15 protein-coding genes are annotated in these 12,998 nt (G+C 59.5%); 4 read left to right on the forward strand and 11 right to left on the reverse strand.

Features of this window, described 5'->3' with window-relative positions:
- A complete protein-coding gene (locus GD627_RS08655; protein ID WP_152272167.1) occupies nucleotides 1-795 on the forward strand; it encodes a MerR family transcriptional regulator in 795 nt (264 codons plus the stop codon).
- Between the two features lie 4 nt (nucleotides 796-799).
- On the opposite strand, the gene GD627_RS08660 is transcribed toward GD627_RS08655, so the two are convergent.
- The 3 genes from GD627_RS08660 to GD627_RS08670 all read right to left on the reverse strand — a co-directional run bounded on the left by GD627_RS08660 (nucleotide 800) and on the right by GD627_RS08670 (nucleotide 3,718).
- Nucleotides 800-1,684 (reverse strand): DUF2268 domain-containing putative Zn-dependent protease, encoded by an 885-nt coding sequence (locus GD627_RS08660; RefSeq protein WP_152272168.1) that lies wholly within the window; start codon nucleotides 1,682-1,684, stop codon nucleotides 800-802.
- 541 nt (nucleotides 1,685-2,225) lie between these two features.
- Nucleotides 2,226-3,119, reverse strand: coding sequence for a hypothetical protein (locus GD627_RS08665; protein ID WP_152272169.1), 894 nt, complete (start codon nucleotides 3,117-3,119; stop codon nucleotides 2,226-2,228).
- 233 nt (nucleotides 3,120-3,352) lie between these two features.
- On the reverse strand, nucleotides 3,353-3,718 hold the full coding sequence (locus tag GD627_RS08670) for a hypothetical protein (RefSeq protein ID WP_152272170.1): 366 nt from the start codon (nucleotides 3,716-3,718) through the stop codon (nucleotides 3,353-3,355).
- A gap of 168 nt (nucleotides 3,719-3,886) precedes the next feature.
- Here GD627_RS08670 and GD627_RS08675 point away from each other — a divergent pair, with 168 nt between their 5' ends.
- Nucleotides 3,887-5,107 carry an SIR2 family protein gene (locus GD627_RS08675; RefSeq protein ID WP_152272171.1) on the forward strand — a complete coding sequence of 407 codons (1,221 nt, stop codon included), beginning with the start codon at nucleotides 3,887-3,889 and terminating at the stop codon, nucleotides 5,105-5,107.
- A 29-nt stretch (nucleotides 5,108-5,136) separates the two neighbouring features.
- Here GD627_RS08675 and GD627_RS16470 read toward each other — a convergent pair whose 3' ends face one another.
- The 3 genes from GD627_RS16470 to GD627_RS08685 form a co-directional block, all read right to left on the reverse strand.
- The gene (locus GD627_RS16470) at nucleotides 5,137-5,286 is read right to left on the reverse strand and encodes a hypothetical protein (protein WP_153297123.1); all 150 of its coding nucleotides are present in this window, start codon (nucleotides 5,284-5,286) and stop codon (nucleotides 5,137-5,139) included.
- Nucleotides 5,287-5,389: 103 nt separating this feature from the next.
- On the reverse strand, nucleotides 5,390-6,493 hold the full coding sequence (locus tag GD627_RS08680; protein WP_152272172.1) for a CU044_5270 family protein: 1,104 nt from the start codon (nucleotides 6,491-6,493) through the stop codon (nucleotides 5,390-5,392).
- A complete protein-coding gene (locus GD627_RS08685; protein WP_152272173.1) occupies nucleotides 6,493-7,017 on the reverse strand; it encodes an RNA polymerase sigma factor in 525 nt (174 codons plus the stop codon). The genes GD627_RS08680 and GD627_RS08685 overlap by 1 nt, the downstream gene beginning before the upstream one ends.
- 289 nt (nucleotides 7,018-7,306) lie before the next feature.
- On the opposite strand from GD627_RS08685, the gene GD627_RS16965 reads away from it, so the two are divergent.
- Nucleotides 7,307-8,173, forward strand: a complete 867-nt coding sequence (locus GD627_RS16965) for an RCC1 domain-containing protein (RefSeq protein WP_152272502.1) — start codon at nucleotides 7,307-7,309, stop codon at nucleotides 8,171-8,173.
- Nucleotides 8,174-8,564: 391 nt separating this feature from the next.
- A complete protein-coding gene (locus GD627_RS08700; RefSeq protein ID WP_152272175.1) occupies nucleotides 8,565-9,311 on the forward strand; it encodes a formylglycine-generating enzyme family protein in 747 nt (248 codons plus the stop codon).
- On the opposite strand, the gene GD627_RS17030 is transcribed toward GD627_RS08700, so the two are convergent.
- From GD627_RS17030 to GD627_RS08725, 5 genes are all read right to left on the reverse strand, one after another.
- A complete protein-coding gene (locus GD627_RS17030; RefSeq protein ID WP_152272176.1) occupies nucleotides 9,300-9,860 on the reverse strand; it encodes a GNAT family N-acetyltransferase in 561 nt (186 codons plus the stop codon). The genes GD627_RS08700 and GD627_RS17030 overlap by 12 nt on opposite strands.
- Before the next feature lie 120 nt (nucleotides 9,861-9,980).
- On the reverse strand, nucleotides 9,981-10,274 hold the full coding sequence (locus tag GD627_RS08710) for a transcriptional regulator (RefSeq protein ID WP_152272177.1): 294 nt from the start codon (nucleotides 10,272-10,274) through the stop codon (nucleotides 9,981-9,983).
- Entirely contained in the window at nucleotides 10,274-10,705 is a 432-nt protein-coding gene (locus GD627_RS08715) for a hypothetical protein (protein WP_152272178.1), read from the reverse strand. Before GD627_RS08715 ends, GD627_RS08710 begins: the two co-directional genes overlap by 1 nt.
- 707 nt (nucleotides 10,706-11,412) lie before the next feature.
- On the reverse strand, nucleotides 11,413-12,042 hold the full coding sequence (locus GD627_RS08720) for a maleylpyruvate isomerase family mycothiol-dependent enzyme (RefSeq protein ID WP_246165403.1): 630 nt from the start codon (nucleotides 12,040-12,042) through the stop codon (nucleotides 11,413-11,415).
- Nucleotides 12,043-12,114: 72 nt separating this feature from the next.
- Nucleotides 12,115-12,480 (reverse strand): hypothetical protein, encoded by a 366-nt coding sequence (locus GD627_RS08725; protein ID WP_152272179.1) that lies wholly within the window; start codon nucleotides 12,478-12,480, stop codon nucleotides 12,115-12,117.
- Nucleotides 12,481-12,998 lie beyond the last annotated feature (518 nt).

The raw sequence follows: 12,998 nt of genomic DNA on the forward strand, positions 1-12,998 counted from the left end.
ATGGAAGTGGATGATTTTAGTGGTGTGGGAGCAGTCGCGCGTTTACTCGGCGTGAGTGTGCGGACGTTGCATCATTGGCACCAGTCTGGGGTAGCTGTTCCCTCCTGTCGCAGCGCGGCGGGGTACCGGGTGTATTCGCCAGCCGATGTCGCCCATCTGCGGCGGGTGCTTCTTTTTCGTGACCTCGGCGTGCCGTTGCAAAGAATTCCGGGACTATTGGAGGCCGGGGCCGCCGCACGTAGGAAGGAGTTGGAAGGCCGGCGGGCAGAGCTCGCGGCAAAGATCCTTCACCTCCAGGAGGTTGACCGGGAAGTTCAACGTCTCCTGGCAGCTGATGAGCAGGGAGTTTTGTTGTCGGCGGCTGAGGAAGTGCAGGTTTTCGGTGCGGGTTGGGACAGATCTTTGGTTGTCGCTGCGCGCGAGCGGTGGGCAGACTCTCCCCAGTGGGCCGAGTACACGGAGCGTTCCGCCAGCCGGGCTGCCGAGGACTGGCGCCTCGTTGCCTTAACCATGGAATCCGTTACGGAACGCTTGGCCGAAGCGAAACGTCGGAACGTTCTACCCGGCGATGAGCGGGCGAACGCTTTGGCGGAAGAACACCGTGAAGTGATGAGCGAGTACTTCCACTGCACCCACTCGATGCATGTCCTTATTGCGAGACGGTATGTAGCCGAAGCGGGGTTTCGGGAGTTTTACGAGCAGGTCGAGCCTGGCTTAGCGGTTTGGTTGAAGCAGGTCATCGACGCCAATGCGCGCTCCGCAGGGATAGAACCGGACACGGCAGCCTGGGAATAGCAGATCAGCGAACTGCGCCAAGGGCCACTTTGATGATTTCCCCGCTCGGAACATGCAGCGCTTGCACGGCTGTTAACCCAGTGGTTTCGAGATACGCGTCGACCAGGCGGTTTCCTGCCGCGTATCCGGCCCCTGTTGGCAACCCAACAGGTTCACCGCCGAACCGCTTAGCGGATTCATCGCCGTGCACCCAGGCAGTGAAATTCTGCATACCCTGAACCTTAAGGCCGGTAATGACCTTCTCGAAGACTCTGTCATCGTGGAGGTGCGGTAGCCCGATGGGTGTGTACCCGGCATGACCGTATAGCTGCCGGGCGAAGGCATCAGCCAAGCCTTCGGAAATGATTTGCTCACCGACGTCAACTTTGGCGGGATCCCAGACGACGCCTCCTGGGGCGTAGCGAAGGTTGTGGTTCAGCTCGTGGACTGCGGCCGCTTCAATCCGGTTGAGGTTCTCCTCGGTTGGCCACAGGGTCAGCGAGATGTAGCCGGTTGAACTGCCGTTTCCGCTAAACCCACGTAGCGGCCCCATGAAGTACTCATCGTGCGGGTTCCCCAGAACAATGAGGACGGTGATGTCTGGGACGTGGATGCCCGGGGTCGCGGCGAGTTGCTCGTCCAATGCCTCGGCCATTGCCCTTTCAACTCGGACCCACACATCATTCTTGCGAAGAAGCTCGAGGGCCTGATGAATTTCGGCACTAAGCCGGTCAGGGGGAAATCCGAAACTCATTGCGTGCATCGTCAGCAGATCGACCTCGCCAGGGAAATACTTGAACATTCCCTCCATAGGAGCCAACACCCCGCGAAGCACGTCACTGCGATCTGCTTCGGAAGCCCTTAGTACGGCTTCCATCCCAGCTTTTGTATCCAAGGTCGTAATAGTCATAAGACCGAACGTAAAGCCTGACGCTACGTTAGGGTCAACTTCCATGGCCCAGGGTCCGTATACCGATCCCTGTGCGGACACTGTTGGGCCGGGGACTGTCTCTTTGGAGTACAACGACTAGAGATGCATTTAAGCGTCAGAAGTGTGAGTTTCCGCGAGAACGCTCAAGCGACGGAGCCAGGGCTCGGATGACAACCGCAGCGCCGATCAGGGTTGCACCCATGGGTATCAACGCCCAACGAACCAACGTGAGAACAACGTCTACGGCACCGACTCCAATGGCTGCTGTCGGGCCCGCAGTTTCTACGAGCAGGCCGGTCAACAGTGGAAGCAGCACGAGCACAAAGCCGCCTACAACAATCAGCACAACACCCCACTTGATGCACTTCTTAGCTGTCGATTCCATTGTTCCCCCCGATGACGAGCGGCTACGTTCCCTCGAGTGTATCCACGGAGTTTATAAAAAGGGGTCGGTTACCGGATCCGATTCAGAAGCTACGAAGCTACAACGCCCCGGGTGATACGCCCGTAAGCCGATGGGCTAGTGACGATAGTTCTGCTGTGATCCACCATCCAGCCATAGCATTACGCGTCGAGCACATCTAACCGCATCGTTCGCTTCGGTACGGGTGGCGTGCACCGCTTGGTGAGCAAACTGGTTTCGGTCTTTGAAGACCTTTTGTACCGTCGGCCACAGCTTCGGTCGCTCCTTCTTTAGGGAGCGTCCTAGGTACTTCGTGGATACGGACGAGAACAACTTCAGCACTTCGAACTTGAGCGGAGCTGTCTTTGGGACCTCTAGGAGCATCGCCTCCTGCATGTCCGAGGGAGTATCACGCCAGAGCACCCGCTTCATTTTTGTTTCTAGAACGAGTGCCGCCAAGAACATCGACAGCGAAGGATTGCTCTCCCAGTTCATCTGCGCATAATGCCTAGCCTGCGCGATGAGAATGTCAAGATCCCAATCATCGTTCAGTTCCCGCTGAACCGCGCGCCTGAAGTCATTCGCGTGCGGCTGCAGCTCCTGAGGTCTAATGATCATCGCCACTTCGCGATAGCCCTCCCTCCAGTCGAATCCGAGAGGCTCCACAGTTGAGTCACGCCTCAGCACCACGCCACTGAAGTTTGGCAGCGTGCCAGGAAGACCAGTCGTCGGTTGCGTAACGCGGATCATATCGAGCACGTTTTGGGTCGCGTCAACAAGAAGGTCAAACGCGCACTGGGGCGTGAATACCCCCTCCGAGAAACTAACCGTAACTGTGAGGGTTGAGGGCATGACGCTGTAGCCCGACGGGGACAAGGGAGAGAACTGGATGGTGACTTCTGCGCCATCGACATCAGCTGTGATGCCGTTTCCTACGTCCGCTCCGATCTGCGGCAGGATGCCCAACATGGGTCCCAGCGGCACGGTACCTTCCAACTTATATATCCCCATGCTGCCAACCTAGCGTGGGGTCCGCGTCCCATCGTTCAATGCCGCGCTGGGACGCGTCTCATAACCAATCCTCCGACGGGCTCATTTGCGGGCAGGGCCAACGCGGCAGTGGAGCGTTCTGCCCCGACGAAGGGCGAGGAGCAGGTTTACCGCGCGCGAACAGGCAAACCCCGACTTGACTCCAAGGGCTGGACTGCCGCCGTCACCGGTGTAAGTGCTAGCCGGTTAACCCGTCAAAAGTCGTATCGCATGTATACCTGGAGCACCTTGGCATGAGTCAAATAGTCGGCTCCGACGCAGACCCGACTCATTGTCAATATATTTCTAGATCCGCAGCGCTCTTCAGCCAGGTCCATTTTCGTGATGATCTGGTAGGCGCTCACTGAGTCTGCCTCGATGACCATTACACGCCAGCAACCCCCTGAACCGCACTTCACCTCGTTGCTCTTTATGACCGCGTTTGGGGGCACCGCAGGGAAAGCTGATTCGGGTGGCGTTCGCCCGTCATCAATGGCGTTGTGCCACACCGCACTCATCACCCATGCAAATGCCAAGAGGCCTATGACGATAGTGACCAAGCATCCGTTGGACTTATTCATTTCGTGATCCTACATAGGGGATGGCTCCTCACGAGAACGCTCCTTTCCATGCGCCCGGTCTGTCCATGATGCGTATTCGCTAATTAGGGATCCCTCAGTGCAACGTTTCCTGCGTCTAACCCCCAGCGGGCCGACAGCTAAGTCGGTCCAAATCGCTACACTTCAAACATGAATGAGGTCGGAGTTACGAAGAATACCTTGGCATTACTCGGAGCTGGCGCAAGCATCGATGCTGGAGTGCCAGGGTCGACGGCTATGACGCAACAGATCGTCGCTGCCTTAGATACACCCCAGAATCAGTACTACGGGATAACGCACGCGGTGAACTACGCGATTGGTGCAATGATTGCTCACCGCACGGCCAATGGCGCGAACGCTTACGCCGGCATTGACGTGGAAGACCTGTTTTCCGCAGTCCAGATGCTGGCGGAACGCGAGTCGCTGGAGATTGCACCCTTCGTCCAATGGTCTCCGGCCCTCGCTGGCGTCCGGCAGGGTGGCGATTCAATGCCTGCCTTCTTCGATAAGGATTTTCGTGAGGGAATGTTTGAAAATCGAGCTTTCAAGGGCCCCGGCGAGATGATTAAGAAGGCCGTAGAAGCGCTGACAGGCAGTAACTCTGCTTCTACTGAAGAGCTCTACAACCGTCTGCAGACGGAACTCCTCAACGCGTTGACTATGCTCGTAAGCGTCACGGATAAAGACGTTGATTACCTTACTCCTCTGCTTCAGGTGAGCGATAGTCCTGTAGAAATCGCGACCCTGAACTACGATCGATCGATCGAACTTCTGTGCGAGCGACGCGGTATTCGATTGGATACGGGCATTGCCAGTTGGACCGGCGGGAGCGACTGGCACTGGGATGATGACGCAGAGGTGCGTCTGCTGAAGATTCACGGTTCCATCGATTGGCGGATGCGTCAGGAAAAAGGGCTCGGTGGTCTCTACGAAACCAAAGTTGTGACCGCAGGTAAGGCTGACTCTTCGCAGTACGGATCGTTGCCCGGGGTCGTCTTCGGGGCACGAGGAAAGCTGCGCGCGGATGGACCATTTCTTTCCATGCTGCGAGAATTCGAGAATATGCTCTCGCGTGCGGACCGGTTGCTGGTAGTCGGTTATTCGTTTCGTGATGCGCATATCAACGTAGCATTGACCCGTTGGATCAACTCTTCTCCTTTGAGGGATATGACCGTCATTGATCCTGCGTTCAATAATGATCCCCGAGTGTACGAACGCAATAGTTTTCCGACCCAGCTACTGTCCGCTACGCAAAGCTACGAAGAGAGCAAGCCGATTCGTAAGTTGAACCTGCGAGTTCTGAAGGAGACGGCTGCTCAAGGGCTAACTGCATCCGATCTGTGGTCCCGGTTGCCAGAAGGGGCCTCTTAGTCGATCCATGCAGCGATGTGATCGCCGTTCTAAGATATGGAGAACGGCGCTGGAGCATTGCGGTCCACTCGGCCTTCCGGTAGCCGGAAGATACTGCCCGTAAACCGGTCCTTCACCGCGACGTCGGTTGCGCTGAAGGCCGAAGGCACCTCCGTGGAGGAGGCATTGATTCCCGTCATCTATTACTCCTCGGATTCTCATTTTGAACGGACCATGGACCCGGGGTGCAGTTACCCCGGGTCCATGAACGGCACGTAGGCGCGTGCGCTCAGACTGCTGCGGTTAGGGCGCCGAGTCCACCACGGAAGTTCTGACCGATGTCCAGCTGGAGATGGTCCCGGCGGGAGAGCCCAGAGAGTCATCCAGCAGCACGTCCTGTTCCCCGACCACCAGCCCCGAAACGGGATCAATGATGATGTCGGCCCGCGATGTTCCTTCCAAAGAGGGGATACCGATGGCGATTCCCGTCCGGCCGTCTACCGTTGCCTGCCGGTCCCCCACAATGACGCCGGGAATCAGGGCAGCAGCTTTGTACATCGCGGCCCTCAGATCGGCCGGGACAGCCCCGGTACGCAGACCGTCAGCGATCGTGACGAAGGCTGCTAGTTCCGGGGATTTGTTGGCGCCATTCGTTCGCTCATAGATGAGGTCCAGCAGGGCGCGGGGATCCCGGGGCAGGCTTCCGGCTTCGTTCAGGGAAGTACCGATGATGACCATCGGCGCATTCCCGTAGAAGTCCCCGCCCTGGCCACGCTGAATTCCTACCGTCGGATCCGGCATCCCGCCCTTCGGCGGCAACTTGGCCATTTCAGCGGCCGCAGCCTTGGCGGCGTCAGACGAGGACTCCAGCGGTATCCGCTCTCCGCGGTTCCAGACCCATTCCCCGTTCTTGTCTGCCGGTATGTAGATCTGATCACTGACGGTCGCCTGCCAGGAAAGGTCGCTGCCGTCCGGCATCTGCGAACCACTCCAAGTCAGCTCTTTTGTGTCGATCTTCAGGTACTGACCGGGACCCACCACGGGATCGGAGGTCCGGATGGTTGCTTCCGCAGCGTTGCTCAAGACCTCGGCGGCTTCAGCGGTTGCGCCGGGACCTCCTGGGCGCACCACGTCGGCCACCACCACCCCACCCACGAGCAGAGCCGCAGCCGCGGAGGCCAGGAGGACACGACGCCGGAGACGCGGCGCGGTAGCCCGGCGGGATTCAGGCAGCGGAGGATGGGCATGCAGGCGGGAAGCCGAGCTGCTCTGTACCGCCCGCGGAGAATCCATTACGGCTAGCGATCTGGCGCGGCTGCGAGCCAGGTCGTTGTCGCTGACGGAGCGTGCGGGGTCAACGGAGGCAAGCATGCTTTCAAGACCTTCCGGCAGATTGGTATTGCTCATCATTTCGCTCCTTCTGAAAGTGATTCTGTTTCGAGCAGGCGGCCGAGTGCCTTACGCGCCCGGTGCAGGCGCATCCTGACGGCGGTAGCACTGGTGTCGAGCAGGTCCGAGACCTCGCTGGAGCTAAAGCCATCCCAGTAGGTCAGGAGGAGGACTTCTCGTTCATCGGGTCCGAGCCGGGCGAGGGCCTCATGGAGCCGGGAGTCGTCGTCGTTCCGCTCGTGGTTCCGTTCGAGCTGAAGGGCTCCCAGAAGATTCGCGGACCGGGACGCGGACCGGCCATGGGTGCGCAGGACGTTTTTCGCGATCCCGAAGAGCACCTTGACGGAAAGGGACTCGTTCGTCCCCGTCTTTTCCCAGGTGATCCGGAAGACCTCGGCGCACAAGTCTTCAGCGGTGGCGGCGTTATCTGTCCGACGGCGGAAATAACGGTAAATGCGGTCGTGACCGGCAGCGTGGGCGGCCAGGAAACGTTTCTCCCTGTCCATGTCCCGCTGTTCCTTCCGGATGGTTTGTAGGCTCATGCCCTGTTAATGTCCGGCAGCCACCAAAGTGTAACCAGGCGATCAAACTATTTTTGGCAATCCTCAGAAGAAACGACTCAGATAGTCCACTTCCGTAAGCCGGTCCCCTACCGCGAACCTCTGGCGCCACTCCCCTAGCAAGGAATGTGCGTCGCAGCGGCAAACGGATTATTTGGAAGCGCCTTGCGGCGACTGCCTAATCGCCTAAGCCGATCCGCCACCGCGACGCAGAGGCCGAAGGCGGCCGTGATTTGGCGGACTGCCCAGCAGATAGGGTGCACTCGTGAGCATGTTCAATCGAAAGAATGCGGTCGGGGTGATCGCCGCTGGGCGGCGTCACTCAATCGGCGCGAATTCAGACGGCTCAGTGGTGGCCTCAGGAATTCCTCAAGCCGAGGAGTGTCGTGTTGACGAGTGGCATGACATCGAATCAGTAGCCGTCGGAAACGTCCACCCAGCTTCCAACACTGGCCGATCCCACACCGTGGGATTGAGCGCGAACGGCACTGTCCTTGCGACCGGATGGAACAACGATGGACAGTGCGATGTCAGCGGTTGGGTTAGCGTCGTTGGCATAGCCGCCGGCTGGCGACGCACGCTTGCCGTCCTTGCGGACGGTACAGCGCGAGCTACCGGCCGTCGACGCGAGGGTGCGTGCAATGTTGACGCTTGGAGTGAGATTGTGGCAGTTGCCGCCGGAGATTGGCACTCTGTAGGACTTCGGGACGATGGTACGGCCACGGCGGTGGGAAATAACCGCAGAGGACAGTGCGAGGTTACCGAGTGGCGGAGTCTGCACGGCATCGCCGCAGGTTACTTACATACCGTCGCCCTCGACACAGACGGATTTGTGTTCGCCGCGGGAGACCGAGCGTCCGGCGTCCAGGAGGTTTCTGCGTGGCGCGACGTCGTCGCTGTGTCGGCAGGCAGCCATCACACGGTGGGCGTCACTGCCGGAGGGCGTGTTCTTGCCGTTGGAGACAATAGCCGAGGACAATGCGAGACCGCATCTTGGCGTGATGTTGTTGCCGTTGCGGGCGGCTCGACACATACCCTCGCACTTCGCCGTGATGGATCCGTCTTAGCTGCCGGCAACAATGATGACGGTCAGTGCAACACCACGGGGTGGATGCTCGCGCGGGAAGCTGTCGGGTAAAGGGGCGGTCAGCGTGCTTACACGGGACACATACCGACTTTCGACGGCAAAGTGTCCCGGGTAGAGATTCCCTTGCGGGGCGCGGCCTTACAAGGGCGACTACCCTAGCCACATGAGCTTGCAGGAACCCTGGCGTTCCTACGACATCAATGAGGAACGACTCATCCCACTCGGAGAATCCGCCGCCGTGCTCGTCTATCGAGGTACCGCCTACCGCGACAACCCAGCACCGGCATTCGAGTCCCTGATGACCAGCGTGTATGTCCGTAACGGCCCCGGTTGGGCTCTAGCCTCCTATCAGCAGACTCCGATCCCAAGCTGACCACCGCGCTGAGGGATCGGCTACCGCCATACGACGTTTCTCCTTGCTCTTCGATGAGAGCATGGCGGAATGGCTACTCTCGATGTTCGCCCTCTGCCGGCAGGAGCGGTGGATCTGCATGACGCGCGACGCCGACGTCACTGGTCCGTGAAGCTCGAACCGTTCTCCATCGGAATCGTTCCCGTTACTGAAGCCAAATACGCCCAGGTGATGGGCGATGATAAATCAAGTGCCATGTCGCCCGTGGTGGATCTGAGCTGGCTGGATGCAGTCAGGTTCTGCAACGCCGCATCAATTCACGACGGACTCGTGCCCGTCTATGTAATGGATGAGGGCAATGTAACTTGGCAGACTGAAGCTACCGGGTACCGACTACCGACGGAAGCCGAATGGGAGTATGCCTGCCGGGCCGGAATGACGGGGCCGCACTACGGATCCCTCGACCGGATCGCGTGGGCTGCCGATGATCAGGTGGATGAACCTCAAGCTGTCGGGTTGAAGCAACCCAACACTTTCGGCCTGCATAACACGCTGGGTAACGCTTGGGAATGGTGCTGGAATCTGCTCGACCCAGCACGCTATGGAGACTACCGAGTCTTTCGTGGAGGTGGATTTGCCGACAAACGTTGGAGCGTACGCGCGTCCACGCGGCGGGGAGGAGCCTCCGGGATGAAGCATCCCGACGTGGGCCTCCGAGTAGCCAGAGGCCTTTTTCATACGGGGCAAACTACACAGGGCTGGTCAGCTCAAGCAGACAACAAGCGAGGGACCGTCCGAGGGCCTCTACCGTCAGGCTGGACGCCTTTAGGTAAGTAGTACGCGGCCTACCCCTGCGAACCCGCGTGCTGACCCTGAGAGGGATCCCTCCACAGGGCGGGACTCGGTGCTCTTCAGTGAGCCCGTGCGATGGGCCGTTCCCAGAGGGTGACGGTACTGCTGAGTTTGTCGTAGTGGTACGGTTTTCCGTTCGCCGGTCGGCAGGTATCCGAGTGCTCGCCAGAATGGTTCCGATGCAGCCGCGTTCTTCTCGATGATCCCGAACCGCAGGCGTTCGGCGGACGATTGCCGGTGAACGCGCGCAAGAACCGCGTCGTGGAGCTCTCGTCCCAAGCCCTTCCCAGGGTGGTCGCCGTGCACGATGAAAAGTCCGATATAGGCCGCGGCGGGATCAGGGTAACCGAAAAGGATGTCGGCAAAGGCGACGAGGTCGGCACCATTCCACCAGCCGGTTCCACGCTTGCCCGCGGAAAGTTGAGTGGTACGGAGATCAAGGCGCTGGGGGCGTCCGCCGGCCCCGGCGGATAGCCGGCAATCCGCTCGGCATAGTCCGGGACGATTCGAGTAAATTCTGCAGCGCCTCGACATCGGCAGGCCCTAAATCGCGGATGGTGTTTATCACTTCACCCAGTTTGCCACCTACCGCTTGACTCCCTGAGTGGCCGTAAGAGGAACCCTAGCCGGGCAACGTTGAACAGGATTGAAATCTTAGTTGTCTGTGATCCGCTTGAGTGCCGCGATGTGTGCGGTGAGGGCTGCGTGTCCTTCTTTTGTGAGGGATGGCCACGTCTTCATGTAACGGCCCGATCGCTGCTTATCGATACGAACGTAGCCAACATCAGAGAGTCTGGTGAGCTGTCGTGAAAGCTCAGCGTCGTTCGTTTCAATTGCGTCGCGAATGGCGGCGAACTCAGCTTCGCCCACTCGGGAGAGAGCGGCGAGGATGGAAAGCCGGAGAGGAGAGAGTAGTTCTTTATCGAGCTCGGATCGTGGGTGTGCCATTAGTGGGCCGCTCGGTTTCCTGTGACGATGAAGGCGACAGGCGGGGTTGCACACAGGATTGCCGCGGGAATCCAGAAGCCCGGTACTTGCGGGTAGAGGTACATGCCTGTGATGATCGTCCCGGCGAAGAACAGACCCCAGAAGCCAATAGTAAAAAGGTAGCGGCGAGAGAACGCCCGGTCGCGTGCTCGTGCGGTTGCGCCGACGAGTGATACCGGAATGCTTGCCGCGACTACCGCGGTGGTTCCAGCGACGACAGCACCGATCGACGGGACCAACCCAATGATGAGCAGCCCGAAGGCAGTAGCGGCGGCCAGGCTCACCATCGCGACACGCATTGCATACACATCTTTGTGCATTTTTGCGGCCAGCCGGTCGGTTTCCGCGATCGTGATAGCGGCCTCTTGGGGGCTTACCTCATAGGGGCTCACGAGCGTACTCCTTGCTACAGTGGACGGGGTATTTGCAAGCATCGCATGTACTTGGCATATACGCAAGCATATTCAAGGCGCGAAACTACTACCCTTCAGATCCCTTCGGCCTGGCGGTGGCTTTGTCCTTTTCGAAAGGGATCCCTGTGTGGACGCTGTTGGGCCGGGGACTGTCTCTTTGGAGTACAACGACTAGAGATGCATTTAGGCGTCAGAAGTGTGAGTTTCCCCGAGAACGCTCAAGCGACGGAGCCAGGGCTCGGATGACAACCGCAGCGCCGATCAGGGTTGTACCCATGGGTATCAACGCCCAACGAACCAACGTGAGAACAACGTCTACGGCACCGACTCCAATGGCTGCTGTCGGGCCCGCAGTTTCTGCGAGCAGGCCGGTCAACAGTGGAAGCAGCACGAGCACAAAGCCGCCTACAACAATCAGCACAACACCCCACTTGATGCACTTCTTAGCTGCCGATTCCATTGTTCCCCCGATGACGAGCGGCTACGTTCCCTCGAGTGTAGCCACGGAGTCTATAAAAGGGGTCAGTTACCGGATCCGATTCAGAAGCCACGAAGCTACAACGCCCCGGGCGATACGCCCGTAAGCCGATCTGTGACCGGGACAAGCTGTGTAAGAAAACTCGGTAAGGAGCCGGGCGACGCGGTCACCGTGCACCTAACCGAACGGCTCACCTGATCCCGGGTAGTCAGCTAGAGCGGGCGCTTAGTTCGGCGACACCAGCACCGGTGAGCTCGGCGTAGTACGCATCTCGGCCGGTCATCGCCATGATGAGCGCTAGAGTGCTGCCGCGGACGACGTCGCCCTCCCCGAGGGTGACACCGGTGTCGAAGGCCTCCAAACGAAGGCCACGTACTCGCTTTCTCGCGATGACAATTTGGTCGGTGCCCGCGAAATAGCGCAGGAGCGAGGAGAGGGTTATGGCCGGGTAGTCGCGGATAAGACCGAGCGGTCGGCGAATGTCCTCCCCGTGGACCACGGTCTCGCCCAGCAGTGCCAGGCGCGGCAGGGGTGGCGATGTGCGGCTGCCGATCGTCGCCCGGAAACGGCTCAGCGTCTCCGCGGGGGAAGCGCCGAGTTGCTCGCGCAGACGGTCATCTACTTGCTTGTCGAAGTCGAAACGGGCGCGCAGGACGCCGGCAAACCAGCGCGGACCTGACACGGCCCCGCTAACCGTCAAATGCGCGAGCACCTCTCGCACCGACAGGCCAACGCAAAGCGAAGGCACCGACCACAGCGGCTCGTCCACCTGCGCAAGGTCATCAGCCAGGGCTTGCCGCTCGACGTCGATGCTCGGCCAGACCATGTTCCCTTCCATGCCATCATCCTCCCGTAATCGCGTTCCGTGCGCGGTCCCCCACCGGGCGCCGCCGATTCCCGTTTATGGTGCTTAGGCCTTCGGTGCATCCGCAGTCTGTGCGATGCGGCGTTCGTAGGTTGCGTTACCCTCGCGGTGGCTCAGGCCAATCTGCAGCATGGGAGCCTGCAGTACGTGCGGTAACAGCTCGATCAGAGTGTCGTGTTCCGCCCAGACAGCGGAACGATAGGCAGACGGGCCTTCCTGCTCAGTAAGCGGCTGCCCGTACAAGCCGATGAGTCCATTTCTTACTGCGTCGTATCCGGTACCGACAGCAGCAATGGTGTCCCGGGCATTCGCGTAGGTGAAAAAGTTGAGGCTGAAGAGAGATCGGTCGAGGGCCGCCCATAAGGCATTGGCTGTCGCGATACGGGGTATCACGAAGGCTCCTCTGGTCATGCCAAGCAGGGTCTCATCATCAGATCCGCTGACAGGCCTAAGCTCGCATCCAAGGCGTTCAAAGTAGTTGCGGGAATCTACCGATCCCGAGGGCCAGGGAGTCTCTACGACGGCTTGAACGAATTCCACGATGACACCCGGAGGGGGATCGAGGGACTCTGTGCGTCCCAGAGGCGTGTTCATGGCTTCTGCGGGACATCTGTGGTGTCGGGGCCGCTACTCGTCGTATTCCACGTCAGCGAAGGCTTTGACCTCTGATCGAAGTTGCTCGGCGATACTGGCACCCTCAGCCTTCCATGCCCGTTCCTTGGCGCGTGAACTCCAACCGTTTTCATAAAGGTTCTCGGCCTCCCAGGCGTCGTACCAAGCGCGAAGTCGGTCAGTTAGGGTTTCTGACAGCCCGAAGTCTGCCGGCTCCATTGTGTATTTGCTCGGGTGGCCGGGGGTGCTGTTCTCTCAGAGTGGCCACCGGTGCCCGTAGTCAGGAAACAGGCGGATGACTCGACGGGCGGGGTCGT

Source organism: Arthrobacter yangruifuii, from assembly GCF_009192775.1.
GTDB classification, from domain to species: Bacteria; Actinomycetota; Actinomycetes; order Actinomycetales; family Micrococcaceae; genus Arthrobacter_B; species Arthrobacter_B yangruifuii.

Excerpts from the sequence above, each read along its gene's own strand:
- GD627_RS08655 (WP_152272167.1), top strand. The coding sequence starts at position 1 with ATGGAAGTGGATGATTTTAGTGGTGTGGGAGCAGTCGCGCGTTTACTC.
- GD627_RS08660 (WP_152272168.1), bottom strand. The coding sequence starts at position 1,684 with ATGACTATTACGACCTTGGATACAAAAGCTGGGATGGAAGCCGTACTA.
- GD627_RS08665 (WP_152272169.1), bottom strand. The coding sequence starts at position 3,119 with ATGGGGATATATAAGTTGGAAGGTACCGTGCCGCTGGGACCCATGTTG.
- GD627_RS08670 (WP_152272170.1), bottom strand. The coding sequence starts at position 3,718 with ATGAATAAGTCCAACGGATGCTTGGTCACTATCGTCATAGGCCTCTTG.
- GD627_RS08675 (WP_152272171.1), top strand. The coding sequence starts at position 3,887 with ATGAATGAGGTCGGAGTTACGAAGAATACCTTGGCATTACTCGGAGCT.
- GD627_RS16470 (WP_153297123.1), bottom strand. The coding sequence starts at position 5,286 with ATGACGGGAATCAATGCCTCCTCCACGGAGGTGCCTTCGGCCTTCAGC.
- GD627_RS08680 (WP_152272172.1), bottom strand. The coding sequence starts at position 6,493 with ATGAGCAATACCAATCTGCCGGAAGGTCTTGAAAGCATGCTTGCCTCC.
- GD627_RS08685 (WP_152272173.1), bottom strand. The coding sequence starts at position 7,017 with ATGAGCCTACAAACCATCCGGAAGGAACAGCGGGACATGGACAGGGAG.
- GD627_RS16965 (WP_152272502.1), top strand. The coding sequence starts at position 7,307 with ATGTTCAATCGAAAGAATGCGGTCGGGGTGATCGCCGCTGGGCGGCGT.
- GD627_RS08700 (WP_152272175.1), top strand. The coding sequence starts at position 8,565 with ATGGCTACTCTCGATGTTCGCCCTCTGCCGGCAGGAGCGGTGGATCTG.
- GD627_RS17030 (WP_152272176.1), bottom strand. The coding sequence starts at position 9,860 with ATGTCGAGGCGCTGCAGAATTTACTCGAATCGTCCCGGACTATGCCGA.
- GD627_RS08710 (WP_152272177.1), bottom strand. The coding sequence starts at position 10,274 with ATGGCACACCCACGATCCGAGCTCGATAAAGAACTACTCTCTCCTCTC.
- GD627_RS08720 (WP_246165403.1), bottom strand. The coding sequence starts at position 12,042 with ATGGAAGGGAACATGGTCTGGCCGAGCATCGACGTCGAGCGGCAAGCC.
- GD627_RS08725 (WP_152272179.1), bottom strand. The coding sequence starts at position 12,480 with ATGACCAGAGGAGCCTTCGTGATACCCCGTATCGCGACAGCCAATGCC.